The organism is Methanothermobacter defluvii (genome assembly GCF_003385755.1).
In the GTDB taxonomy this organism is placed as follows: Archaea; Methanobacteriota; Methanobacteria; order Methanobacteriales; family Methanothermobacteraceae; genus Methanothermobacter; species Methanothermobacter thermautotrophicus.
On record NZ_QREL01000001.1, the window covers coordinates 167495 to 191203 of the forward strand.

Here is a 23709-nt window from a genome sequence, read left to right on the forward strand (position 1 = left end):
ATTTATTGATGAGATATATAGGCTTGTGGGTGAATTCATGAGGATCGTCACAACACCCATGTGTGAGGGGATACTGAGGATTGCTGGTGTCAGGGGGTACAGGGTTAGCAGGACCCCTGAGGACGAGGATGCAGATATTGCCTTTGTACTCTCTGAGACACCCGTGGAGGGGGCCATTAAACTCAGACTCAACACATTCCCCCAGATAAGGGAGGCAGTGGACCTTGTCTTTAAAACCATCCATGCAATGGACCCTGAAAGCCTCAAGTATTCCTCAACCGATGAGATTGACTTTGAGGTCTGCTCTCCCTGGTGGCATGACCCCTCACGGCTCAGGGAGAGGAACAGCAAAATAAAAGTAAGGGTTTATTCAAATTTTTTAAGGGAGATCGTGGAGGACATGGGCTTCAGTGTGGTGGAGGGGGCTGCTGACTTCACAGTATGTCCCGACTACATGGAACTTGACTGTATAAGGGTGCCCTCACACAGGAACCTCCCCCTGGACCCTGTTAAGAGGGCTCTATTCAGGTACAGGTATCTGGAGAGGAAACTATGTATGAAACCTTAACGTATCAGGGCGGTGTGCACCGCCATGAGGAGATGAAGGAACTTATTGAGGACCTGGGGGGCTTTGTGCTCCAGGAGAACATGCTTCAGATGGACCTGATACTCACCCTGGCGGTCCCGATAGAGGATGTGGATAAGGTCAGGGAGAAGGCCAGGGAGCTCCTGGGGAAGATCAAGGTGGCCCCCATGGCCGGTACCGAGATAGCCATTGTCTCTCCGACCCTGGCAAGGCACCACCTACCCCACTCTGCATGTGACATATCAGAGTACCTCAGGAGGTACGGTGCCAAGGATAACATGATAGGACTCGCCCGTGGCGCGGGTAAGGGCATCTCAAGAATATCTGAGGATGAGAAGAGGCTCATAGAGGAGCATGACCTCGCAGTTTTCGCCCTGGGGAGCTTTGAGCAGTGCATAAAGGACAAGGTCCACCTCTTCAGTGACATAAAGATCCCGGTGGTTGTAACCGGCTCCCCCGAGGAGATTGACCTCAGGGATCTTCCAGGTGCAGACGCCTACGTTGGAGGACTGGGAAGAATACCCAGGAGGTTGAAGAGGGGAGAGGATATAAGGGCCCTCAGGAAGCTTGTGGAGGTTGTTGAGGGACTCCTTGATCAGAGAAGGCGCGATATGGCTGCTGATCCCCCTCTGGTCCCATCCATACTTGTGAAGAGCGAGATAGAAAACCAGGTGCCTGCCATAGAGGAGGTGTACTCACCCACACCTGTCACCAGTCAGCTTGATGGTGTCCGTGTCAAACTCAACTATGACCGCCACCATGAGGAGATAGCCGAGGTGAGGGTATCTGATTACCGCCTGGGTGATATCTCCGAGATCAGGAAGTCCATGATGTATGACTACATCCTTGTGAAGCTCCTCCCTGAGAGTTCAATAATTCAGTGATTCAATGAACATAGGGCGCTTCAGCCATGTCAATGGTTCAGTGATTCCATGAAGAGGGAGCTCCAGGTTTCTGTTTTCCTCACCTTCATCACACTTGCCTATTACCTTCTAAACAGCCTTGCTCTGGAATTTCTTGGAGTGGAGTTTATCAGCATCCCCCTGACCATCCTTCTCCCGGCATCAATCCTGTTTGAGAGGGCAAGGCCGAATCCCATTTCCAGGGCCACCTACATTTTTTCAATGTTGTGGCTGGTCTTTCTGATCTATCTCCTCATGGGCTGGGCCCTGGTTCAGTTTATATGGTTTTTCATGGACCTTCCATGGTTGAGGATCCTGGCAGTATCATTGGCTGCACTCAGTGTCTCATATGGCGTATTCAGGGCCAGAAAAATTGAGGTTAAGCATCTTGAGATCCCCTTTCCTGTTGAGAGGAGGGTGAGGTTCGTCCAGCTGTCTGACATTCACCTGGGAACGGTACGCTCTGCTGGTTTCCTTAAAGAGGTCTCAGGGGCTGTCAGGAGGGCTGAACCTGCAGCGGTTTTAATAACAGGGGACCTTCTCGACGGGTCAAGGCCCGTGGATTCCAGGGTTCTATCATCCCTTGAAACAGGAGCACCCATATTTTTTGTTTCAGGCAATCATGATATTTATTCAGGTGACTTCAGGTCAACTGTTTCTGATGCAGGCATAAGGTGCATTGATCAGTCCGTGATTGATTTTGAGGGTATACAGATAATAGGTGTTGGTTACTCAATGGAGAGGCATTCACTTCCAGCCATACTTGACATGCTCGATTTTGATGGGGATAGGCCAGCACTGCTTCTCCATCATCTGCCTGTGGACTGGGGGGATGCCAGGGAGCGCGGTATTGACCTTCAGCTCTCTGGCCACACCCACGGTGGACAGTTCTATCCCTTCAACATTATCGTGGGACTTATGTTCCCATTTCTAAGGGGTCTTTATTCTGATTCAGGGAGGTTCCTCTATGTTTCGGAGGGTACAGGTACCTGGGGGCCGCCTGTACGTCTCGGATCATCCTGTGAGGTAACTGTAATTGATCTGGTTCCTGCAACGGCAGATTATAATGATGGGAGAATCTGAGACGCTTTTTTCTGGAGACAAATCATGGGGTTCTCATCTAAGAGTACTTGCACAAAACTATATATACAAGTTTTGAATATATATTCAAAACATGCCTAGACCAAGAAGATTCAGAAGGATTCTGGGAGAACCCCGTGTGGTCACATTTTCTCCGGAAGCCAGTGATGAGGAGCCAGTGGTTGAGATAACCCTCGATGAATTTGAGGCAATAAGGCTGAGGGACTACCATGACATCAAACAGAAAAAGGCCGCTGAGATCATGGGAATATCACAGCCAACATTCCACAGAACCCTGACATCAGCACGGGGTAAGATAGCAGCGGCTCTGGTCGAGGGCAGACCAATAATCTTGAAGGGAGGTGATTATATCACAGACAGAAGAAGATACAAATGCATGGACTGCCAGTTCGAATGGATCTCACCGGAAAAGGAATACAAAAAATGTCCGGACTGCGGTTCAGAGAACATAACTGTTGTATCAGCTGAAACACTACCAAGGGCTGGTAGAGCCGGCTTTGGAAGGGGCTTTGGCGCTGGAAGAGGAGCTCCAAGGGTTTGCAAATGCATTGAATGTGGATACGAGGCACCGAAAACACCAGGCGTGCCCTGCAGAACACAGAGGTGTCCTGAGTGCGGAGCACCAATGTGTGGAGCCGACTGAATGGAGGACCATCAAATGAAAATATGCATTCCAGTAACAGAAGAAAGGGGCATGGATTCAGAGGTCTCAGAACACTTTGGAAAAACGCCCCTATTTGCTTTTTATGATGACGAAATCAATGAACTGGAAATAATAAAGATAGGGGGAAGGCACAGTGGAGGAGGACTAACACCTGCAGAGATCGCTGTAAATTCCGACGCAGATATCCTAATATGCGCAAATATTGGCTCAAAGGCCATTAATCTTCTCAGAACCCATGGAGTTGATGTTCTGATGGGTGCCAGGGGAACAGTGGCTGAAACACTCAACATGCTTAAAAGGGGTGAGCTTACCGGCGCTACAAATCCATGTAAAGGACGGCATTGAGGTATGGTATGAATAATGAGGATGCTCAAAAGCTGGCTATCATGGAACAGGATGTGAGAATTTCGAGGGCAATGTCCACAATAAAACATAAAATCGTTGTCATGAGTGGAAAAGGGGGTGTTGGGAAGTCCACAGTCACAGTAAAACTTGCCGAAGAGTTTACCAGAAATGGTTACCGGGTATGTGTACTGGATGCAGATGTTCATGGACCCGATATCCCGAAGATGATGCGTGTCAGGGAACCAGAGATCACCCTAACAGGAAATCTTATAAACCCCATACCCACCCCGGTGGGTGCAACTGTAATGTCCATAGAGTTTTTCCTCCCATCAGAGGACACACCGGTCATATGGAGGGGACCAAAAAAGACAGGGGCCATCAGACAGCTACTTTCAGATGTTAACTGGGAGGGTATCGACGTTTTAATTGTGGATAACCCCCCTGGAACAGGTGATGAGCCACTAACGGTTCTTCAGTCAATCCCTGCCATTGACGGCGTGATTATAGTTACAACCGCCCAGGAAGTTTCAGTCCATGACGTTGAAAAATGTATCAACATGGTTAATCAGCTGAAGATCCCTATCATGGGAATCATAGAGAACATGTCATATCTCCAGTGTCCGGAATGTGGCAAAAGGATATTTCTATTCGGTAAAGATGGTGGAAAATATCTTGCAAACAAATTTGATCTCCAGTTTCTGGGTGGAATTCCCTTTGAAAAAGGTATATCCGGGGATAAATCATCAGCCAGTTCATACATCAACACCGGGATGGTGAAGATATTCAATAAAGTGGAGAAATACCTCAAAGATGGTGGTGTTAATTAATGAAGATAGCAATAGCGTCCTCTGGACCCGATCTGGGATCAGAGGTCAGTAGATTTTTTGGGAGAGCCCCCTATTTCATGATTGTTGAAATAAAGGATGGTAATATAGAATCCTCTGAAGTCATCGAGAACCCTTCAGCATCAGCTTCAGGGGGAGCAGGTATAAGGACCGCCCAGATAATTGCAAATAGTGGCGTGGAAGCAGTTATAGCTTCTTCACCAGGCCCAAATGCATTTGAGGTTCTGAATGAACTTGGCATAAAAATTTACAGGGCAACAGGTGCATCAGTTGAGGATAATATCAGGCTCTTCACAGAGGGAAATCTTGAGGAGATACGCTCAGCAGGCAGTGGCCGGGGCAGGAGAGGAAGATAGACACTAAATCCACGATGAGCCGGTGTTTCGATGAAGCCCTTAATGGTAGCAATAACAGGGGGAAAGGGAGGAACAGGAAAATCAACCATAGCATGTTCTCTCGCCATCGCCCTTGCCGATAAATTCAGGGTGCTGCTGGTAGACACAGATGTTGAGTGTCCAGATGACCACATCATCCTGTCCGCCCAGAGAAGAAAAACAGATGAGGTAACTCTTCAGATACCATCCTTTGATTTTTCAGCCTGCTCCATGTGCGGTAAATGTTCAGAGGTGTGCAGAAAAAATGCAATCGTATTTGTGGAGGGCAGGCACCCAATTCTTGTCAGGGATAGATGCAGTGGCTGCGGGACCTGCAGTCTTGCATGCAGAAATAATGCAATAAAGGAGGAGGAGATGGTCGCAGGCTTCCTTTATGATGGCAAACTCCCTGAAAATTATGATGAGAAAATTAGAAGAAATTTCAGGTTACTCTCCGGGGAAACAACTGTGAATATAGAATCAAGTGCACGCCTGGTGGATTCACTCATGAAAAATGCGAGGGAGCACCATGATATGGACTTCATAATCATTGACACGGCAGCAGGGGTCCACTGTAATGTTATACATGCCATCATGGGCGCTCACCTTGCCTTTGCTGTGACAGAGCCAACACCCTTTGGGAGTCATGACCTAAAACTGATACTTGAGCTACTTGAGAGGCTTGGCGTAACATCGAACATCATCCTCAACCGTGCAGGCATTGGTAACGCAGACCCGGTACTCGAGGTTTCCAGAGAAACAGGGAGGCCCATTGTGGCTGAAATAGAATATTCTAGGGATGTAATGGAGGCCTATTCAGCGGGTGAACCCCTTAAGGTTCCAGGAATAGCTGCTGTTGTAGAGTTACTTGAGATGCAGAGGTGTTAATGTGAAGGAGGTATGCATCCTCTCAGGAAAGGGTGGGGCTGGAAAGAGCAGCATAGTGGCTTCAATGGCTGTTTTACTCGCTGATAGGTTGGAAATAATCGTTGGAGACTGTGATGTGGACGCACCCAATCTGGCCCTCATCCTGGGATCTTCAGGGGATGTGGAGTGCGAAACCATAAGGGCCTCTGAAAAGGCATTTTTAGTGGCTGAAAGATGTAAATCAAGAAAGAAATGCGTGAGGGTATGCAGATTCAATGCAATAAAATGGAGTGCTAGGAACTCAAAACCTGAAATAAATGAATTTCTCTGTGAAGGATGCGGAGCATGTGAATATATATGCCCTGATAGGGCGATAGACATCAAAGAAGTTGATACAGGAAAGATTTGCTATTTCAGGTCTGATTATGGATTCGGTGTAGTATCCGGTCATCTTAAAATTGGTGAGAGAGGCTCAGGAAAGATTGTGGATTCTCTGAGGGGGAAGGTATCTGAAATTGGAAGAGTGGAGGGCCTGGATCTGGCTCTTCTGGATTCAGCAGCAGGTATTGGCTGCCCTGTGGTATCATCAGTTAAGGGATGCGACCGGGCCATTATAATAACGGAACCTACAAAGGCAGCTATAAATGACTCTAAACGTGCAATAGAGCTTGTAAGGCATTTTGGGATCCCACACTCCATAATAATCAATAAATACGATTTAAATCATGAGATCGCAGCTGATATAGAAGATCTTGCAGATAGGAATGAGATACCAATCATGGGAAGGATACCCTACGATTTGGCATTTACCGATGCTCTGGTTAACGGATTACCCGCAGTAATCTGCAATCCCCACCTTAAAAAGCTATTTAGGGGGATTGTTGAGGAGCTAATGCTAAATATGGGGCTGGATTGACATGAAAGGGAATGATGAAGCACCACTCAAGGAGGGAGAAATCGCTTCCAGGTATTCGGTAATCATCAACATGATTTTAGTGGTTATAAAGGGGTTTACCGGTTATCTATCTGGAAATATAGCTCTGATAGCAGACGCTATACATTCCTTTGCGGATGTCTTCTCATCAGCAGCCGTATTCATTGGCCTTAAGCTCTCACAGAGAAAACCTGATGAACTATTTCCCTATGGATACCATAGAATTGAAACCCTTGTCTCTCTCCTCGTTTCAGTGCTGATCATCATAACGGGTCTTGAGATAACATGGGACTCCATTATCTACATTTCAAATCCAGTTTCAGAGGTTTCCATGGCCACGGCAAGCCTTGCAGTGAGTTTGATATCAATTGGAGTCTCCTATGCCATTGCATTTTATAAGGTGAGGGTCGGGAGGAGAATCGGTTCAACAGCCCTCCTGAACGATGGAAAGCATAGCTACGTGGATGTCATATCCTCTGCAATCGTCTTCATCGGGATCCTGGGGGAGTACATGGGTCTTCATGGTTTCCAGGGTATCGCTGGAGTAATTATATCCATGGTGATAATTTATATCGGTATCCGGCTTGCAAAATATGACGTCCTAACCCTCCTTGATGCATGTATTGACACGGATTCAATGGAAATCATAAAAAAGACAGTCTTATCGGTCCCGCGTGTTGAGGGGGTTCATGAGATTAGAATAAGAAGATCTGGACCCTACCTCTTTGGTGAACTCCATATTGAACTTGAAAGGGGGCTGCCGGTAGATGAAATAGAGAGAATCATTTCTCAGATAAACTCTAAGGTTAAGGAGACAGTCCCATCCATTGACCACCTTACGGTCCAGCCCGAAACAGTTAAAAAGGAGGAAGTTGTGGTTGCGGTGCCACTCGCAGATGATCAGGGAATGAACTCCACAATCAGCACCCACTTTGGAAGGGCGAACTTCTTCCTTATTGCAAGAACCCGGAAGGGCGAGATACTTGATTACAGGATAATTGAAAATCCAGGGAAATCCCTTAAAACAAAGAGGGGGATTCGAGCTGCTGAACTTCTGAAGAGCAGAGATATTGATGTTCTGGTGATTGAAAAACTATCAGATGGTCCAAAACTTCTTTTTTCAGATTATCTCCTTGGAACAGTACCTCCTGAAGGAGCATCCCTTGAGGAGGTCATTAGAAAGGCATCCCTAAAATTTTCAGAGTGATGCTCTGGAGGGGTCACCCTATCACAGCTTTCCCTGGAGCATCCAGGTAACGGTTCTTATATGCTCCTGCTGCTGACGGACCTCCTCAGTTATTGATTTTAAAAGCCTGGACGTCATGGGAACCGGCACACTCCGGAATACATAGGATTCCAGGAGTAAATTGAATGCTCTCTCCTCTGCCACACTATCAAATCGCCTTTCATCTGACCTCATGAAGACCGGGTTTTCATCCTCAGGGAGTTTTCTGACCTCCTCACCGAGTTCAGTGCCTGGGAGTGGCTCGGCAATGCTCACGAAGTAGTCATCGAGCATGAGTTCATCTGCAAGTTCAATGGTTTTCCTGTAATCCTCCTCGTCCTCACCGGGATAACCAACGATGAAGGACCCTGCAACCCTTAGATTGTACTCCCTTGCAAGTTCAACAGCCTCAACAACCTGATCAGGGGTTATGCCCTTTTTCATCTTCCTGAGCATCCTCCTGCTCCCTGATTCTATACCATAGAAGACCCATCCATTCGTGTACTCTGATATTGCCTCAAGAATCTTCGGGTTAACCATATCGACCCTTATATCGGGCACGGTGAGGTTTCGCCTGCCTGTGACCTCACTTATGCGCCTCAGGAGATCCCTGAAGGCGTCCTCATCAATACCCCTGAATTTGCTGCTGCCGTAGAGGGTGCCTGTACCTCCACTTATGGCGAACCTCCTGGCACCAGATGCCTTCAGTTCCCGGACCTCCCTGATTATGTCCTCAAGGGGCCTGCTCCTCACCTTTCTGCCAAAGAATTCAGGGACCTGACAGAAGGTGCAGTTACCTGGACAGCCCCTGTGGGTTTCAATGTAGACACTGGCACCCCGTATATCCTCCCGGGAGATGTCACCCGGAACAAGTGGGAGGGGCCTCTCCATGGGGCAGGGTGATGATTCAATGACCACAATTCCCTCAGGTGATCTGAAGGCTGCACCGGGGACATCCTCTGGTTTACAATTTCCAGCTGCAAGTTCCATCACAGCACCGACCTTGTCCTCACCCTCACCCATCACCACGAGGTCCACATCGAGGTACCTGAATACCATTTCAGGGTCTATGCTGACAGGGCCACCCACCACCCTGAAGCCGCCCATATTATTAATAATATCCCTGTACCTCAGGAGGTGGATGGTGGACTGAAGGCTTATGAATACGATCCCTGAGTTAACACCATCAAATCCCTTCCTGATTTCAACCCTGTGTCCAAGGTCCCTCAGGGCCCCTGCGATGAGCATTGAACCGTAATTGTAGTGCTCAGGTGTTACAACAGTTACATGACTCATTCAGAAGCACCAAAGAAATTTATTGCCTGTATGAGTTCATAGAAGGCTTCCATCTCCCTCTCGATCACGTCATACTCTGAGAGGGTGCCGCTCATCTCCCCATCAACGGTCAACCTGTCAGGACCCCTCACAACGATCCGGTCGACACCGTCACGGCTGAGAACCTCCCTGGCCTGCATGTCATGCACAAAGGCCCTTCCAGGGATTATGACTGTTTCCCTCAGATCACCGGGATCCACCTCCTCAAGGTCCCTGAGGGTTATGAGGCAGGCTATGTCCTTATTGACACCGACGACGTTCACAAGGTCAGCGGCACCCAGGTTGTGTATTATCTTCCTTATGTAGGGCGCTGAAATGGATCCGGTGATTATGGTGGCCTCGCCCTGAATCTCAGGGAGGATTTCAAGGTATTCCCTGCTTGAATCAGCTGCAAGGACAAATGGCGTGCCGTTCTGGGGGTCACAGACAGGGGTTCCGGTCACACGGAGATTGAATTCCCGGTCAATTGCCCTCACAAGTTCTTCAAATTCAGAAACAGTGTGGGGCTCCACGCCCTCAATGATGGGCTCATTTCCAAGTATGAGTCCCTGGTGTTCATAGTTGGCGAATCTCATCATGATGAAACCGGTGGCACCCCACTCCTCGAGTCTCGCGCATGTTTCAAGGAGGTCATCGCCATCGTTTACCCCTGGTATTATCACCGATGCTGCATGGACCTCACAGGATTCACAGAATATCCTGAGGGCCTCGATGGCCCTGGAGGCGTTTTTATCCCGCATCCACTCACGCCTCAGATCAGGGTTTGCTGAGAACACGGTGAAGGTGACCTCGTCAACACCATTTTCAATGAGCCTTGAGGCGATTCCGGGGTCATCGATACCCTTTCCACTGGTGTATCCGAGGTGAATGGGGATTCCGAATTCACCCAGACCTCCTGTGAGTTCTTCAAGATGGGGGTAGCAGCTCACATCGCCTCCGCCGCTGATGTTTATCTTCAGGTCCTTATCCTGAAAATTTCCCATCATGAGTGTTGTCTGCACGTTGCCCATGACAAGGAATGGGGGTAGAAATTCATTACCAATCTCTGCAACACCCTTTCCACAGGTTTCACATCCAACCCTACCTGGTGAACAGTTTTTACACCCAAATGCTTCAAATTCACCAACTTTACGGAAGTAGCAGTACCTGCAGAATCCCCTGCAGTCCTTTCCAGGTATACCACCTAAATCAGCTATTATCTGCATGTCACTCTCTCTGTGCAGCTCTCTAAATATAATTTATTACCAGCTCCGGACCCATGGTGCGGTGGCTCTGAGTGACCAGGGGATGATTATTATTACTCCCGCCTGATGATACCCTGCTCTGTGATGATCACAAAAATCAACGCTACCATATAAAAAATCCAGAAAACCCTAAAAAAAGGTGTTTTTACATATAAATCTTTCGACTTGATTCAGAAAGAAATCTTAATTAATTATAATCAAGTTAAATATGCATCGTATACTAAGACGGGTGTTTTAACACCCTCCAAGGGCCTTCTTGCCTTTTCTAAAAAGGGGGGTCTTGGATGTTTAGTATACGGAAATGATTGTTAGGAGGGAAAAAATGGCGAAGTTTGAGGATAAGGTCGACTTGTACGACGACAGAGGCAACCTCGTCGAAGAACAGGTGCCATTAGAAGCTCTGAGCCCACTTAGAAACCCCGCCATTAAAAGCATTGTGCAGGGGATTAAGAGGACAGTGGCTGTGAACCTTGAAGGTATAGAAAACGCCCTGAAGACAGCTAAGGTCGGCGGACCTGCCTGTAAGATAATGGGCCGTGAACTCGACCTCGACATAGTCGGGAACGCCGAGTCAATAGCAGCCGCTGCAAAGGAAATGATACAGGTGACCGAGGACGACGACACAAAGGTCGAGCTCCTCGGTGGAGGTAAAAGGGCACTCGTACAGGTCCCAAGTGCGAGGTTCGATGTTGCAGCAGAATACTCTGCAGCACCACTCGTAACCGCCACAGCATTTGTCCAGGCCATAATCAACGAATTTGATGTTAGCATGTACGATGCTAACATGGTTAAAGCAGCCGTTCTGGGAAGATACCCACAGTCTGTGGAGTACATGGGGGCAAACATAGCAACAATGCTGGACATTCCACAGAAACTGGAAGGCCCAGGATACGCACTGAGGAACATCATGGTGAACCATGTTGTTGCAGCCACACTCAAAAACACACTCCAGGCAGCAGCACTATCAACCATACTCGAACAGACAGCAATGTTTGAGATGGGTGACGCTGTAGGAGCATTTGAGAGGATGCACCTCCTTGGACTTGCATACCAGGGAATGAACGCAGACAACCTGGTCTTTGACCTTGTTAAGGCCAACGGTAAGGAAGGTACCGTGGGTTCAGTCATAGCAGACCTGGTTGAAAGGGCCCTGGAAGATGGTGTCATAAAGGTTGAGAAGGAACTCACAGACTACAAGGTCTACGGCACAGACGACCTTGCAATGTGGAACGCCTATGCAGCAGCCGGGCTCATGGCAGCCACAATGGTTAACCAGGGTGCAGCAAGGGCAGCACAGGGTGTATCATCAACCCTGCTCTACTACAACGACCTCATAGAATTCGAAACAGGACTACCAGGTGTTGACTTCGGTAAAGTGGAAGGTACCGCTGTAGGATTTTCATTCTTCAGCCACTCCATCTACGGTGGAGGTGGACCAGGTATCTTCAACGGAAACCACATCGTTACAAGGCACAGTAAGGGATTCGCCATACCATGTGTGGCAGCTGCAATGGCACTGGATGCAGGAACCCAGATGTTCTCCCCAGAAGCAACCTCTGGACTCATAAAAGAAGTATTCAGCCAGGTTGACGAGTTCCGAGAACCACTCAAATATGTTGTGGAGGCAGCAGCTGAGATTAAAAACGAAATTTAAATAATCTCTCAGAACTGGGGGCAAAAAACCAATGGACGTTCAGATATTTCCACACCGGCTACTAGGGGCTGACACCACCGAGAAACTCCTTAACCGCCTTGAGGACATCAGCGGCGTTAAGAGAATGGTGATACATGGACAGCGCCTGCCACCAGAGGACCACCCTGACAGACGCATAATCAGCGTTAAAGGTCATGAATTCGAGCTTCAGGTGAAAACAGGCCGAGTACTCCTTGAGATAGAGGACGAGGATACAATAACTGACATCAAAAGGGTCTGTGAGGATCTCCTGCCCTTTGGATACGATGTTACTCCTGGAAAATATATAAGGACGCAGAAGACAGTGACGGATGAGATAAAGTATGGTGAGGACCTTGATAAGGTGCCGGAGGAACTAATAGGTCTTACAGACCAGAACGCCCGGCTCAGTGAAAGGGCCACCATAATAAAAAGGAAAAAGGAGCATTAGATGATCGGAAAGTGCACTCACGTTGTTGACTGCAGAGAAACAATGGGAATGGGTGAGGGAGGAGGAATAGCCCAGAGGGGTACCTTCGCCCAGTGTGGAAGTGAAGTCCTTGCAGTGGCAATGTCACCTGGCAGACGCCACATCACAAAGCCTGTCTGCGAGATAACATTCGCCCTCAGGGAAGCCAACATAATGACCAGCACCATAGTCCTGAATGCAGGTGCAGGAGTACCGCAGGACGCTCCAAGCGCCGGAGCAGGAAGTCTCTTCGGTCTGACACCGGCTGAAGTCGAGCAGATGAAGAGGCACAAACTCCTGGTCGTACACCTTGGAGGAGTCAAAAATCACATTATCTACAAGGCGCGCCTCATACTCAGGAACGTCGACAGACCATGCATAATCATCTGCGAATACCCCGTGGACTTCGAGGACTTTGCAAAGATAGGTGTAAGGACAAGGGCCGTCATGCCAGATGAACCAAAAACAAAGGGCACCATCGTTGACATTGTGAGTGGAGTCATAAGAGGAGAAACCTGTCCCCAGGAAAAACTTGATGAGATTATAAGAAAGGTTAAGTTAGCATTAGGAGGTGCATGATATGGCACAATACTATCCCGGAACAAGTAAGGTTGCTCAGAACAGAAGGAATTTCTGTAACCCTGAATACGAACTCGAAAAGCTGAGAGAAATCTCAGATGAAGATGTAGTAAAGATTCTGGGTCACAGGGCCCCAGGGGAAGAATATCCAAGTGTTCACCCACCACTGGAAGAGATGGATGAACCAGAAGACGCAATAAGAGAAATGGTTGAACCAATAGACGGTGCAAAGGCCGGTGACAGGGTCCGATACATACAGTTCACAGACTCAATGTACTTTGCTCCAGCACAGCCATACGTACGATCAAGGGCATACCTCTGCAGGTACAGAGGTGCAGACGCAGGTACACTCTCAGGACGTCAGATCATCGAGACCAGGGAGAGGGACCTTGAAAAGATATCCAAGGAACTCCTTGAAACAGAATTCTTTGACCCTGCAAGATCAGGTATCAGGGGTAAATCCGTCCACGGACACTCACTCCGTCTCGACGAAGACGGTATGATGTTCGACATGCTGAGAAGGCAGATCTACAACAAGGACACCGGCAGAGTCGAAATGGTCAAGAACCAGATCGGTGACGAACTCGACGAACCCGTGGACCTTGGTGAACCACTGGATGAGGAAACCCTCATGAACAAAACAACCATCTACCGTGTGGATGGTGAAGCCTACCGTGATGATACAGACGCCGTGGAGATCATGCAGAGGATCCACGTTTTAAGATCACAAGGAGGGTACAACCCAGAATAATCCGGGGGAGGTGTAGATTATGGCTGACAAATTGTTCATAAATGCTTTAAAGAAAAAATTCGAAGAATCCCCTGAAGAGAAGAAAACCACATTTTACACACTTGGTGGCTGGAAACAGTCCGAGCGAAAAACCGAGTTTGTGAACGCTGGTAAAGAAGTGGCAGCAAAGAGGGGCATACCCCAGTACAACCCTGACATAGGTACTCCACTGGGTCAGAGGGTACTCATGCCCTACCAGGTCTCAACAACAGACACCTTCGTTGAAGGTGACGACCTCCACTTCGTAAACAACGCTGCCATGCAGCAGATGTGGGACGACATAAGGAGAACCGTTATAGTCGGTTTAAACCATGCCCACGCCGTCATAGAAAAGAGGCTGGGTAAAGAGGTCACCCCAGAGACCATAACCCACTACCTGGAAACAGTGAACCACGCAATGCCCGGTGCAGCCGTCGTCCAGGAGCACATGGTGGAGACCCACCCAGCACTGGTGGCAGACAGCTACGTCAAGGTCTTCACAGGTAACGATGAAATTGCAGATGAAATCGACCCTGTATTCGTCATAGACATCAACAAACAGTTCCCAGAGGACCAGGCAGAAACCCTCAAGGCAGAGGTTGGAGACGGAATCTGGCAGGTCGTCAGGATCCCAACCATAGTCTCAAGGACCTGTGACGGTGCAACAACCTCACGATGGTCCGCCATGCAGATAGGTATGTCCATGATCTCAGCCTACAAACAGGCAGCAGGTGAAGCCGCAACAGGGGACTTCGCATACGCTGCAAAACACGCTGAAGTTATACACATGGGTACATACCTGCCTGTGAGACGTGCAAGGGGTGAAAACGAACCTGGTGGCGTGCCATTCGGTTACCTTGCAGACATCTGTCAGAGCTCAAGGGTCAACTATGAGGACCCTGTCCGGGTGACACTGGACGTTGTGGCAACCGGTGCAATGCTCTACGACCAGATCTGGCTCGGCTCATACATGTCAGGTGGTGTAGGATTCACCCAGTACGCAACAGCAGCCTACACAGACAACATCCTCGACGACTTCACCTACTTCGGTAAGGAGTACGTGGAGGACAAATATGGACTCTGTGAGGCACCAAACACCATGGACACAGTCCTGGACGTTGCAACCGAGGTCACATTCTACGGACTTGAACAGTACGAGGAATACCCTGCACTCCTCGAGGACCAGTTCGGTGGATCCCAGAGGGCCGCAGTCGTTGCAGCTGCAGCCGGATGTTCCACAGCCTTCGCAACAGGAAACGCCCAGACAGGTCTCAGCGGATGGTACCTCTCAATGTACCTGCACAAGGAACAGCACTCCAGGCTCGGATTCTACGGTTACGACCTCCAGGACCAGTGTGGTGCATCCAACGTCTTCTCAATAAGGGGCGACGAGGGACTGCCACTGGAGCTTCGTGGACCTAACTATCCAAACTACGCCATGAACGTGGGACACCAGGGTGAATACGCCGGTATATCACAGGCACCACACGCTGCCCGTGGAGACGCCTTCGTGTTCAACCCACTGGTGAAAATAGCATTTGCAGACGACAACCTCGTCTTCGACTTCACCAACGTACGTGGCGAATTCGCCAAAGGTGCTCTGCGAGAGTTCGAACCAGCCGGTGAAAGAGCACTCATAACACCTGCAAAATAGATTAACGAAGGTGCATTGCACAAACTTTTTAAGTGTAATGCACCTAATTTTTTTTATTCAAAAAAATAAAAGGAGGAAGAAATATGGACCCTATGATAACAGGTTTAGGTGTTGTAGCTCTCATGGGTGCAGCTGCAACCATAGCAGGAGCCGCAGAGGACTTAGAGTCTGACGTAGGATCCCAGAGTAACCCCAACTCACAGGTTCAGCTGGCACCACAGATGGGACACCTGCACCGTATAATCAACAAGGCCGTTTCAGGGGAACCCGTTGCCTACGGGACCTGGTGCGGTATTGCTGGTTCAGTTGCATATGTGCTGATGCAGTCAATGCAGCTGCCTGTGATAATGGCAATTGCAGTTGGCGCTGTAATAGCCGCAATGGTACACACAACCTACGCTGTAACATCCCACATGGGACGAATTGTTAGCCAGTCCCAGTTCAACCAGCCGCTCTTCATGGACATGCTGGTTGAGCACTTAGGCCCAATTGCAGGGCATGGATTTATTGTGACATTCTGTGTTGTAGGATTATCATACCTCATGACACTACCAATCCCTGGTCTGGCACACCCATTCCCGCTGCCACTGCTGGCAGTGCTCTGGGGTATAACAATAGGTGCAATCGGTTCATCAACAGGGGACGTCCACTATGGTGCTGAAAGGGAGTACCAGCAGTACCCCTTCGGTGGAGGTATCCCGGTAGCGATTCACGGTGACATAACAACAAAGGCAGAGCTGGGTGCAAGGAACTCAATGGACGTTGTTCACTTCTGTGCAAAGTACGGTGGACCATTAACAGGATTCGCATTCGGTACAATCGTATTCCTCAGCTTCTGGAACACAATAGTCTTCGGTATAACCGGCGGAATAATATCCGGCCTCATAATAGTCTTGTTACTGATAATCCTCAACAACAGACTTGAAGTCTTTGCAAGAAACAGATATGGACCATACAAGGAGGATGAATAGATGGATCCATTACTACTGATAGGAGCTATAACCGCTGGAGGAGTGCTCATAGGTGGAGGTGTTCACTTCGTACCTGTGGGTGGTGCGCCAGCAGCTATGGCAACAGCCACAGGTGTGGGTACCGGTACAGCAATGCTTGCTGCAGGTGCAGGTTTAACAGGACTCATAACAGCTGCAGCAATGACCGGACAGTCCCCACTCATGATAATGGCTGCTGGAGCCGTTGGTTCAATGCTCATGATGGGTATCACCATGCTTGTGGGTAACCTCATCTACGTATATGGTGTGGGTACAGTCCCTGTATCAGCGAAGGTGGCTGTTGACCCATTAACAGGCATGGAACAGGAAAAATATGTCACCCCTGGTACCGAGGGTCATGGTCTACCAACCGTCTGCTTTGTCAGCGGTATAATCGGGGGAGCCCTCGGTGGAATAGGCGGTGGGCTCATATACTGGGCACTCAACGAGGCCCTTAAGACCCTGTCATATGGTGCAATGGGTGCTGCAGGTGTTGCAGCAATCTTCGCCGTCGGCATATTCTTCATAAATGCGGTTATTGCATCATATAACATTGGAGGTACCATAGAAGGTTTCCACGATCCTAAATTCAAGAGGATCGGAAGGGGAATAGTGGCATGTCTCATAGCCTCCATTGTTGCAGGCGCCCTTTCAACATTACTCGTATATGGAGGTGTCTTCTAATGTCAGTAGCAGCAGGAGGACCGGCCGGTGCAGCCATACCTGAAAGCAGGCTCATGGCACTCGGAATAATCGGTGGACTGGCAGGTATATACGCATCAGCAGTTAACCCGGTCATAGGCCCCGTTCTCGCATCCCTTGGAGCTGTCTGCGCAATCGTATGGGGTGCAGACGCCATAAGGAGGGTTGCAAGTTACGGTCTGGGTACCGGTGTCCCTTCAATAGGTTACATGTCAGTTTCAATAGGTATAGTCGGTGTTGTCGCCGGACTCGCATCAGTGTTCACGGTACCCGCCCTGGCAGTACCAGTCGTAGGACTCATACTTGCCATGATACTGGGTGTCGTTGTGGCCGTACTCGGTAAGAAGATAGTTAAGATGAAAATCCCGATCCTTGAGAAATGCACAGCTGAGATTTCAGGGGCAGCAGCTCTCTCAGTACTTGGATTTTCAGCGGCCATTGCAGGCAGCTACACCATGCAGGCGGTTCTAACATCAGTCATAACAACAGGATTCATAGGTCTGCTCTTCATACTCAACACAATGGCAATCCAGCACCCATTCAACGCCTGTCTGGGACCAAACGAGAACCAGACAAGGACACTCAAGCTGGCAGCATCAACAGGATTCATATCAATGGCCATCGCTGGCCTCCTTGGAATAGGACTGAACCCTGGCTGGTGGCTGGTCGCACTGGTGGGTGCACTCTGCTGGGTCGTGGCCTTCAAGTCATTCGTGAGCGCATCCTTCGAGGAAGCTGCATCCGTGAAATGGTCAGGTCTCTGGCCTAAGGAGGAAGAGCAGTAGGAGGCTTTAAAAATGGAAATGTTACCACTTGTTAAGATCGCTCCGGAATACAACCTGACCCTTGATCCTTCCACCGGTATGATAGGGGCTGCTCTCGGAAGGGAAGTTATAATATTATCCATGGATGAGATAAACGAACAGATAGCAGAATTAGAGGCTACAGCAGATGATCTGATTAACTCACTGGACCCAACAACCACCCCAATGGATTCCTATCCTGGAAGGGAGGGAGTGTACCTCACAGCAGGTAAACTCACCAACATGGTTTACGGGTTCATTCTTGGTCTGATCATCCTGTTTGCCCTGCTCTTATAGGAGGTGTTATGAGTGGTTGAAAAGAAATCACCTGCTGAAGGATGGCCTGTGGTCAACGGGGACTACATCGTGGGTGACCCCGAAAGTCCTGTGGCTGCCACCACCCTTGCCTCACACATAGAAGACGTACCAGTGGAGGCCGGCGCTGCCATTGCAGGGCCATGCAAGACAGAGAACCTCGGTATCGAAAAGATGATCGCCAACCTCATATCAAACCCCAACATCAGGTTCCTCATACTCTGCGGTTCAGAGGTCCAGGGACACATCACAGGACAGAGTATTGAGGCCCTCCACCAGAACGGTGTGGACCCTGATAAGAGGAACATCATCGGTGCAACAGGTGCCATTCCCTACATAGAGAACATACCCGATGAGGGTATTGAGAGGTTCCAGAAACAGCTGGAAATCGTCAACCTCATAGACGTTGAGGACGCCGACGCCATCAAAGCCAAGGTCAAAGAGTGCATCGAAAAGGACCCCGGTGCATTTGAAGAAGAGGCAATGGTCATAAAGGTTGAAGAAGGCGGAGAAGAAGAGGAAGGCGAAGAAGTCAAACCTGTGGCACCAGAAACAGCACTCATAGAGGCCAGGATGAGGAACATCCAGACACAGGTTAAAATGATAGGTTCCACCAACAGAATGTTCGCAGGTATGTACTCAGGTAAGGTTCAGGGTATAATGATAGGTCTTGCATTCACCCTGACACTGGGCATACTGCTACTGGTCTAGGGAGGCTTCCAGATGATTATACTATCCAACAAACCGAATATACGTGGCATTAAGCGTGTTGTAGAGGACATAAAATACCGGAACCAGCTCATCGGTAGAGATGGCAGGTTATTCGCAGGTCTGATAGCCACAAGGATTTCAGGTATAGCCATCGGATTCCTCCTGGCTGTCCTCCTTGTCGGTGTACCTGCAATGATGAGCATATTAGGGGTGATCTGATGTCAGAGGAAGATAAAACCACAATACCCCGCGTACTTGTCTCTGCTGATGAATTCAACAAGGCAAACGAGAGGCTCGATGATATCGAGGAAAAGGTGGAATTCACCGTAGGTGAATATTCACAGAGAATAGGACAGCAGATCGGTAGAGATATAGGTATTTTATATGGTATTGTGATAGGTCTGATTATCCTTGCAGTAACAAACATACTGTTTGCAGGACTGTTAAAAGGACTTTTAAAATCCCTATTCGGACTATAACTTGGAGGTTTACATATGTTTAGGTTTGATAAGGAACAGATCGTACTGGATATAGCTGGAACCAAAATTGGTGGTCAGCCAGGAGAGTACCCAACTGTTTTAGCAGGAACAATATTCTATGGTGGACACAGCATCATTGAGGATGAAAAGGCCGGTGTCTTTGACAAGGACAAGGCAGAAGCCCTCATAAAGACCCAGGAAGAGATGTCTGATGTCACAGGTAACCCGCACATCGTCCAGACCTTCGGTCAGACACCAGAAGCAATTGTCAAGTACCTCGAATTTGTGGGTGATGTGACAGACGCACCATTCTTCATAGACTCAACATCCGGTGAGGCAAGGATCGCAGGTGCTAACTACGCCAGTGAAGTTGGACTTGAGGACAGGGCAATCTACAACTCAGTCAACATGGCCGCTGATGAGGCAGAACTTGAGGCCCTCAAGGAAACAAAACTCTCAGCTTCAATTGTCCTCGGGTTCAACCCAATGGACCCCACAGTTGATGGTAAGATTGGAATCTGGGAAGACGGTGCAGGCACAATAGACAAGGGTCTTCTTGAAATGGCTGCCGAGTGTGGTATCGACAAGTACCTCATGGACGTGGCTGTAACACCACTCGGTCAGGGTGCCGGTGTGGCTGTGAGGACATCCTTTGCAGTCAAGAGCAAATGGGGTTACCCTGTTGGTAGTGGTATACACAACGTGCCATCAGCCTGGGACTGGCTACGTGAATACAAGAAGGACCACAAGGAGGCCTGGCCTGTCTGTGACGTTGGATCCAACCTGATCCAGCAGATGGCCGGTGGTGACTTCGTCCTCTACGGTCCAATAGAAAACGCCAAAATGGCCTTCCCTGCCTGTGCAATGGCTGACATATTCATAAGTGAAGCAGCCAAGGACATAGGCACAGAACCAGTGGAAGATCACCCATTCTTCAAACTGCTCTAGGAGCAGTTAAACCATTTAATTTTTTTTCCAATAGCTTTAATACTAATCTCTTTATTTTTATTATAACAATCTTTAAATACAAGAAAACGGCAACATATTTCCGACACAAACTTTTAAGTGCCGGTATTCAATTATTATACTGGTCTTGAGGGTATTGAAGAAAATTCTTCAGTGGTGATAACTTGCTTGAAAGGGTATTGATTCTCATAGTGGGCCTTGTGGCCTCCTTGATACTGGTTATAAAATCTGCAGATCTATTCGTTGATAACCTGGTTGACCTTGGATCCTCCCTGGGGATATCTGAGGTCATACTCGGTGTTACTGCATCTGCCATCGGGACATCCCTCCCTGAATTCGGTTCAGCCCTCATAGCATCCCTGTCCGGGAGTACAGATATAGGGGTGGGATGTGTTATAGGCTCAAACATATGGAACATTGCAGGAATCCTGGGGATATCCTCTGTGGTGGCAGGGATCATAGAGACCAACGCCGACGGTCTTAAGAGGGATTTCAGCGCAACCCTTGTAACGGGCCTGATTCTTCTATTTTTCATGTTCTTCGGAAATATAGGTAAAATTGCAGCACTTGTAATGGTCCTAACCTATGCTGTTTATCTCTGGCGCCTCATAAAGGCCCAGAAGACCTATTCAGATGAAAATTCAGGTAAAAATGAAAGAGAACCCCTTGACCTAAAAAAGCTTGCTCTCACAGTCCTGGGATTCGCAGGTCTTGTTATAGGCTGCCGGATACTTGTGTACAGCGGAGTTGAACTGGCAGACATCGCAGGGATACCTGCCATGATAATGGGACTCTTCACACTGGCCATAGGCACCAGTATACCGGAACTCGTGGTCACACTGTCATCTGCGGTGAAGGGGCTCCATGAACTCTCAGTAGGCACAGTCCTTGGAAGCAACACCTTCAACATACTTGTGGGCATAGGTGTACCGGCCCTCATAGCACCTGTACCCGTCGAGAGACTGTCCCTCACCTTTGATGCGCCGGTGATGATACTTGTCACTGTGCTCCTTGTCCTCCTTATAAGGCAAGGGGACATGAAACTTAAGAGGAGTGGCGGCATAGTTTTACTTGCAGTGTACATATCATATGTTATTATGAGACTTTTTGTGCTGGCGTGATTGAAATGTACAGGAAAATTCTGGTTCCAACAATGGGAGAATACATGGATGAACTCATAGAGCACACCCTCGACCTCCTCCATGGGAGGGAAGCAGAGGTCATATGCCTATACGTGGTTGACACGGCGGTACCATTCCTCACACCCAAGAAGGTCAAGGAGATGATGGTTAAGGAGCTGACCCAGAGGGGTAATGAGATACTGAGGGACATGGAAAAGGGGCTCACAGGCCCAGAAAACCCCAATGTCAGCTTCAAGGCTGTTATGCGTGAGGGTGACCCTGCAGATGAGATAGTTAAAGTTGCAGAGGAGGAGGATGTCGACGTCATAGTGATGGGTACAGGTAAGAGCCTGGTTGACAAACACCTCCTTGGAAGTGTATCAGAGAAGGTGGTACACTACGCACCCTGCACAATTCACCTGGTGAGGACAGTCTAACAACAAACCCTCACCCACCAGACTTTCTAGGGTGAAGATCCCCTTTAAACCTTTTATTCTTTTTCATCTGGCCCTATTCATAAGATTTATATTAACTCCCCAGATACAATATTACATTAAATCAGGGGGTAATCATTTGTCATTTTTGAGCAGATTATTCGGTCCCAAGCCCATTATAGCAAAAAGCAGATTCATAACAATAGAGGATACTAAAACAGCACCCTTTACCAAGAAGACGGTGGGGTCAGGTTACTCAATGCGCCCGGATGTATACTACATTGTTGCCTCAGTGGAGATCGGCAACACAACAACAAAGTGCATCCTCACAGCCACCAACCTCAACACCAGCAGGACCTACCTCCTTGACAAGACCGTCAAGATGACCCGTGACATAAGACCCCCACGGGAGGGAGAGGAGGTCTTTGGCAAGACAGTCTGGGGTGTTGAGCTCACAAAGGAGGCTGTCTCCGAACTTGTAAGAGACACGATACTTGAATCCCTCAGAAGGGCAAAGGTTGACATTGAAAGGGACCTCGACTTTGTTGTAAGATCCACCGGTGTAACAGCAGGTTTCGGGTCACCCGAGGAGGTGGGTAAACTCATAATAGCCCTGGCAGACGGCTGCCTTGCAGCAGGTATACCTCCCAGGAAGATGGCGCCCGCCCTCTCAAAGGAAAACATCCCCGAACGCCTCAGAGAATTCTGCTACCTCGACCGTGTAATATTCGACGGTGCAGTGGCAAGCGTTATACCTCCGACGGGCAGGGAGGTTGTTGCAAACGAGATGGAGGGAGAACTTGTAACAGCAGGCATCAAGGTCGGTTCAAAGTGGACAAATGTGGACTACAGGAACCCCTGCGTCTCCCTGGACTTTGGAACAACCCTGGCAGGCCGAATAGTCAATGCAGATGAACCCTACGCAAGGACCGTTGGAAACTTCTGCGGACTTGCAGGCGCAATACCGGACGCCATAATCAGGGGTACCGAGATGGTGGACTGCAGGGGCGGAGCAGCACTGGACCTCTACAAGAAATCCATCCTCAAGGGGGCCGACTGGAAGAAGGCCAGGAGGCATGCCGAGAGGATACATGATGAAATAATCGACATCCGGAAGGTCCCTGCAAACAGAAAAAGATTCGGAACGGTCCCCGTGGATACAGAGGCCGCCTACAGCGCAGGCACCACACTCATAGGATGTGACGCAGGTAAAAATGGTGATAAGCTCCCTGAACTAACAGAAATCGGTCACAGCATATACCAGGAGGATGGTATACACACCCTCTTTGCAACACTGGACCATGTCAGCGCACTCATAGCAAAGAGGCTCATAGATGAGGCCTTCGAGGAGGGTGTCATTGAGGAGGGTTCGGTCCTCGGTGTCACAGGCAGGGCCGGAATTACAGGCACAAAGCCCAGTCTAATACTTGAATATGTGAAGGACCGATTCAGGGACTGTATATTTGTCTCAGATGCCCTGGCCATGGGTGCAGCGGTCATGGCAAGGTGCATGAACTCCATGGGGACACCCCACACCCCCCTGGGAGGAAGGCAGAACGGCCCGTGCATCCTCGGAATGAGGAGAAAGTTGCAGTCAAGAAAGGAAGATAAATGGATTGAATAG

The 23709-nt window shown here is 48.9% G+C and carries 28 protein-coding genes; 26 read left to right on the plus strand and 2 right to left on the minus strand.

The genetic code is table 11. The annotated features are described in order from the left end of the window. Positions 1-37 precede the first annotated feature (37 nt). The 10 genes from C7452_RS00990 to C7452_RS01035 all read left to right on the plus strand — a co-directional run bounded on the left by C7452_RS00990 (position 38) and on the right by C7452_RS01035 (position 7825). Complete coding sequence (locus tag C7452_RS00990; protein ID WP_048175746.1) at positions 38-568, plus strand: hypothetical protein; 531 nt, start codon at positions 38-40, stop codon at positions 566-568. Next, positions 553-1470 carry a methanogenesis marker 7 protein gene (locus tag C7452_RS00995; protein ID WP_048175745.1) on the plus strand — a complete coding sequence of 306 codons (918 nt, stop codon included), beginning with the start codon at positions 553-555 and terminating at the stop codon, positions 1468-1470. Before C7452_RS00990 ends, C7452_RS00995 begins: the two co-directional genes overlap by 16 nt. 48 nt (positions 1471-1518) lie before the next feature. Further along, positions 1519-2571, plus strand: a complete 1053-nt coding sequence (locus tag C7452_RS01000; protein WP_048175744.1) for a metallophosphoesterase — start codon at positions 1519-1521, stop codon at positions 2569-2571. A gap of 91 nt (positions 2572-2662) precedes the next feature. Continuing rightward, positions 2663-3232 carry a DUF134 domain-containing protein gene (locus C7452_RS01005; RefSeq protein ID WP_048175743.1) on the plus strand — a complete coding sequence of 190 codons (570 nt, stop codon included), beginning with the start codon at positions 2663-2665 and terminating at the stop codon, positions 3230-3232. A 15-nt stretch (positions 3233-3247) separates the two neighbouring features. Beyond that, on the plus strand, positions 3248-3598 hold the full coding sequence (locus C7452_RS01010) for a NifB/NifX family molybdenum-iron cluster-binding protein (RefSeq protein WP_048175742.1): 351 nt from the start codon (positions 3248-3250) through the stop codon (positions 3596-3598). 41 nt (positions 3599-3639) lie between these two features. Then, on the plus strand, positions 3640-4425 hold the full coding sequence (locus tag C7452_RS01015; protein WP_231855271.1) for an Mrp/NBP35 family ATP-binding protein: 786 nt from the start codon (positions 3640-3642) through the stop codon (positions 4423-4425). Next, positions 4425-4799, plus strand: a complete 375-nt coding sequence (locus C7452_RS01020) for a NifB/NifX family molybdenum-iron cluster-binding protein (protein ID WP_048175740.1) — start codon at positions 4425-4427, stop codon at positions 4797-4799. Before C7452_RS01015 ends, C7452_RS01020 begins: the two co-directional genes overlap by 1 nt. Before the next feature lie 30 nt (positions 4800-4829). Continuing rightward, the gene (locus C7452_RS01025) at positions 4830-5705 is read left to right on the plus strand and encodes a nucleotide-binding protein (protein ID WP_048175739.1); all 876 of its coding nucleotides are present in this window, start codon (positions 4830-4832) and stop codon (positions 5703-5705) included. Position 5706: 1 nt separating this feature from the next. Then, entirely contained in the window at positions 5707-6600 is an 894-nt protein-coding gene (locus C7452_RS01030) for an ATP-binding protein (RefSeq protein ID WP_048175738.1), read from the plus strand. Position 6601: 1 nt separating this feature from the next. Continuing rightward, positions 6602-7825, plus strand: coding sequence for a cation diffusion facilitator family transporter (locus tag C7452_RS01035; protein WP_048175737.1), 1224 nt, complete (start codon positions 6602-6604; stop codon positions 7823-7825). A 21-nt stretch (positions 7826-7846) separates the two neighbouring features. Here C7452_RS01035 and C7452_RS01040 read toward each other — a convergent pair whose 3' ends face one another. Both C7452_RS01040 and mmp10 read right to left on the minus strand, forming a co-directional pair. Then, a complete protein-coding gene (locus tag C7452_RS01040; RefSeq protein WP_048175736.1) occupies positions 7847-9139 on the minus strand; it encodes a methyl-coenzyme M reductase glutamine C-methyltransferase in 1293 nt (430 codons plus the stop codon). Next, positions 9136-10383 (minus strand): methyl coenzyme M reductase-arginine methyltransferase Mmp10, encoded by a 1248-nt coding sequence (mmp10, locus tag C7452_RS01045; protein ID WP_048175735.1) that lies wholly within the window; start codon positions 10381-10383, stop codon positions 9136-9138. The genes C7452_RS01040 and mmp10 overlap by 4 nt, the downstream gene beginning before the upstream one ends. A gap of 361 nt (positions 10384-10744) precedes the next feature. On the opposite strand from mmp10, the gene mcrB reads away from it, so the two are divergent. The 16 genes from mcrB (at position 10745) to C7452_RS01125 (ending at position 23709) form a co-directional block, all read left to right on the plus strand. Beyond that, positions 10745-12076, plus strand: coding sequence for a coenzyme-B sulfoethylthiotransferase subunit beta (mcrB, locus tag C7452_RS01050; RefSeq protein ID WP_048061283.1), 1332 nt, complete (start codon positions 10745-10747; stop codon positions 12074-12076). 31 nt (positions 12077-12107) lie between these two features. Further along, positions 12108-12545, plus strand: coding sequence for a methyl-coenzyme M reductase operon protein D (mcrD, locus tag C7452_RS01055; RefSeq protein WP_115891948.1), 438 nt, complete (start codon positions 12108-12110; stop codon positions 12543-12545). Next, a complete protein-coding gene (gene mcrC / locus C7452_RS01060; RefSeq protein WP_115891949.1) occupies positions 12546-13142 on the plus strand; it encodes a methyl-coenzyme M reductase I operon protein C in 597 nt (198 codons plus the stop codon). 1 nt (position 13143) lies between these two features. Beyond that, positions 13144-13893, plus strand: a complete 750-nt coding sequence (mcrG, locus tag C7452_RS01065; protein ID WP_115891950.1) for a coenzyme-B sulfoethylthiotransferase subunit gamma — start codon at positions 13144-13146, stop codon at positions 13891-13893. A gap of 19 nt (positions 13894-13912) precedes the next feature. Further along, complete coding sequence (mcrA, locus tag C7452_RS01070) at positions 13913-15565, plus strand: coenzyme-B sulfoethylthiotransferase subunit alpha (RefSeq protein ID WP_115891951.1); 1653 nt, start codon at positions 13913-13915, stop codon at positions 15563-15565. A gap of 83 nt (positions 15566-15648) precedes the next feature. Then, on the plus strand, positions 15649-16536 hold the full coding sequence (mtrE, locus tag C7452_RS01075; RefSeq protein ID WP_115891952.1) for a tetrahydromethanopterin S-methyltransferase subunit E: 888 nt from the start codon (positions 15649-15651) through the stop codon (positions 16534-16536). After that, positions 16537-17238 carry a tetrahydromethanopterin S-methyltransferase subunit D gene (gene mtrD / locus C7452_RS01080; protein ID WP_115891953.1) on the plus strand — a complete coding sequence of 234 codons (702 nt, stop codon included), beginning with the start codon at positions 16537-16539 and terminating at the stop codon, positions 17236-17238. Continuing rightward, on the plus strand, positions 17238-18041 hold the full coding sequence (gene mtrC / locus C7452_RS01085; RefSeq protein WP_115891954.1) for a tetrahydromethanopterin S-methyltransferase subunit MtrC: 804 nt from the start codon (positions 17238-17240) through the stop codon (positions 18039-18041). Before mtrD ends, mtrC begins: the two co-directional genes overlap by 1 nt. Positions 18042-18053: 12 nt before the next feature. Further along, on the plus strand, positions 18054-18356 hold the full coding sequence (locus tag C7452_RS01090) for a tetrahydromethanopterin S-methyltransferase subunit B (RefSeq protein ID WP_115891955.1): 303 nt from the start codon (positions 18054-18056) through the stop codon (positions 18354-18356). A gap of 12 nt (positions 18357-18368) precedes the next feature. Then, complete coding sequence (mtrA, locus tag C7452_RS01095) at positions 18369-19085, plus strand: tetrahydromethanopterin S-methyltransferase subunit A (RefSeq protein ID WP_010876783.1); 717 nt, start codon at positions 18369-18371, stop codon at positions 19083-19085. 12 nt (positions 19086-19097) lie between these two features. Continuing rightward, positions 19098-19304 (plus strand): tetrahydromethanopterin S-methyltransferase subunit F, encoded by a 207-nt coding sequence (mtrF, locus tag C7452_RS01100; RefSeq protein WP_010876782.1) that lies wholly within the window; start codon positions 19098-19100, stop codon positions 19302-19304. Continuing rightward, positions 19304-19564, plus strand: a complete 261-nt coding sequence (mtrG, locus tag C7452_RS01105; RefSeq protein WP_010876781.1) for a tetrahydromethanopterin S-methyltransferase subunit MtrG — start codon at positions 19304-19306, stop codon at positions 19562-19564. Before mtrF ends, mtrG begins: the two co-directional genes overlap by 1 nt. Before the next feature lie 15 nt (positions 19565-19579). Beyond that, positions 19580-20512 carry a tetrahydromethanopterin S-methyltransferase subunit H gene (gene mtrH / locus C7452_RS01110; protein ID WP_010876780.1) on the plus strand — a complete coding sequence of 311 codons (933 nt, stop codon included), beginning with the start codon at positions 19580-19582 and terminating at the stop codon, positions 20510-20512. Between the two features lie 182 nt (positions 20513-20694). Further along, positions 20695-21651 carry a calcium/sodium antiporter gene (locus C7452_RS01115; protein ID WP_115891956.1) on the plus strand — a complete coding sequence of 319 codons (957 nt, stop codon included), beginning with the start codon at positions 20695-20697 and terminating at the stop codon, positions 21649-21651. Between the two features lie 5 nt (positions 21652-21656). Beyond that, positions 21657-22088: a universal stress protein gene (locus C7452_RS01120; protein ID WP_048175724.1), complete on the plus strand. Its 432-nt coding sequence runs from the start codon at positions 21657-21659 to the stop codon at positions 22086-22088. 136 nt (positions 22089-22224) lie between these two features. Continuing rightward, positions 22225-23709 carry a methanogenesis marker 14 protein gene (locus C7452_RS01125; RefSeq protein WP_115891957.1) on the plus strand — a complete coding sequence of 495 codons (1485 nt, stop codon included), beginning with the start codon at positions 22225-22227 and terminating at the stop codon, positions 23707-23709.

What these genes read in the sequence shown, in the direction of transcription:
- mtrH (WP_010876780.1), top strand. Translation starts at nt 19,580, where the DNA reads ATGTTTAGGTTTGATAAGGAACAGATCGTACTGGATATAGCTGGAACC.
- C7452_RS01025 (WP_048175739.1), top strand. Translation starts at nt 4,830, where the DNA reads ATGAAGCCCTTAATGGTAGCAATAACAGGGGGAAAGGGAGGAACAGGA.
- C7452_RS00990 (WP_048175746.1), top strand. Translation starts at nt 38, where the DNA reads ATGAGGATCGTCACAACACCCATGTGTGAGGGGATACTGAGGATTGCT.
- mtrG (WP_010876781.1), top strand. Translation starts at nt 19,304, where the DNA reads ATGTCAGAGGAAGATAAAACCACAATACCCCGCGTACTTGTCTCTGCT.
- mcrC (WP_115891949.1), top strand. Translation starts at nt 12,546, where the DNA reads ATGATCGGAAAGTGCACTCACGTTGTTGACTGCAGAGAAACAATGGGA.
- C7452_RS00995 (WP_048175745.1), top strand. Translation starts at nt 553, where the DNA reads ATGTATGAAACCTTAACGTATCAGGGCGGTGTGCACCGCCATGAGGAG.
- C7452_RS01000 (WP_048175744.1), top strand. Translation starts at nt 1,519, where the DNA reads ATGAAGAGGGAGCTCCAGGTTTCTGTTTTCCTCACCTTCATCACACTT.
- mtrD (WP_115891953.1), top strand. Translation starts at nt 16,537, where the DNA reads ATGGATCCATTACTACTGATAGGAGCTATAACCGCTGGAGGAGTGCTC.
- C7452_RS01010 (WP_048175742.1), top strand. Translation starts at nt 3,248, where the DNA reads ATGAAAATATGCATTCCAGTAACAGAAGAAAGGGGCATGGATTCAGAG.
- C7452_RS01090 (WP_115891955.1), top strand. Translation starts at nt 18,054, where the DNA reads ATGGAAATGTTACCACTTGTTAAGATCGCTCCGGAATACAACCTGACC.
- mcrA (WP_115891951.1), top strand. Translation starts at nt 13,913, where the DNA reads ATGGCTGACAAATTGTTCATAAATGCTTTAAAGAAAAAATTCGAAGAA.
- C7452_RS01040 (WP_048175736.1), bottom strand. Translation starts at nt 9,139, where the DNA reads ATGAGTCATGTAACTGTTGTAACACCTGAGCACTACAATTACGGTTCA.
- mcrD (WP_115891948.1), top strand. Translation starts at nt 12,108, where the DNA reads ATGGACGTTCAGATATTTCCACACCGGCTACTAGGGGCTGACACCACC.
- C7452_RS01015 (WP_231855271.1), top strand. Translation starts at nt 3,640, where the DNA reads ATGGAACAGGATGTGAGAATTTCGAGGGCAATGTCCACAATAAAACAT.
- mtrE (WP_115891952.1), top strand. Translation starts at nt 15,649, where the DNA reads ATGGACCCTATGATAACAGGTTTAGGTGTTGTAGCTCTCATGGGTGCA.
- C7452_RS01035 (WP_048175737.1), top strand. Translation starts at nt 6,602, where the DNA reads ATGAAAGGGAATGATGAAGCACCACTCAAGGAGGGAGAAATCGCTTCC.
- mtrF (WP_010876782.1), top strand. Translation starts at nt 19,098, where the DNA reads ATGATTATACTATCCAACAAACCGAATATACGTGGCATTAAGCGTGTT.
- mcrG (WP_115891950.1), top strand. Translation starts at nt 13,144, where the DNA reads ATGGCACAATACTATCCCGGAACAAGTAAGGTTGCTCAGAACAGAAGG.
- C7452_RS01005 (WP_048175743.1), top strand. Translation starts at nt 2,663, where the DNA reads ATGCCTAGACCAAGAAGATTCAGAAGGATTCTGGGAGAACCCCGTGTG.
- mmp10 (WP_048175735.1), bottom strand. Translation starts at nt 10,383, where the DNA reads ATGCAGATAATAGCTGATTTAGGTGGTATACCTGGAAAGGACTGCAGG.
- mtrC (WP_115891954.1), top strand. Translation starts at nt 17,238, where the DNA reads ATGTCAGTAGCAGCAGGAGGACCGGCCGGTGCAGCCATACCTGAAAGC.
- C7452_RS01120 (WP_048175724.1), top strand. Translation starts at nt 21,657, where the DNA reads ATGTACAGGAAAATTCTGGTTCCAACAATGGGAGAATACATGGATGAA.
- mcrB (WP_048061283.1), top strand. Translation starts at nt 10,745, where the DNA reads ATGGCGAAGTTTGAGGATAAGGTCGACTTGTACGACGACAGAGGCAAC.
- C7452_RS01020 (WP_048175740.1), top strand. Translation starts at nt 4,425, where the DNA reads ATGAAGATAGCAATAGCGTCCTCTGGACCCGATCTGGGATCAGAGGTC.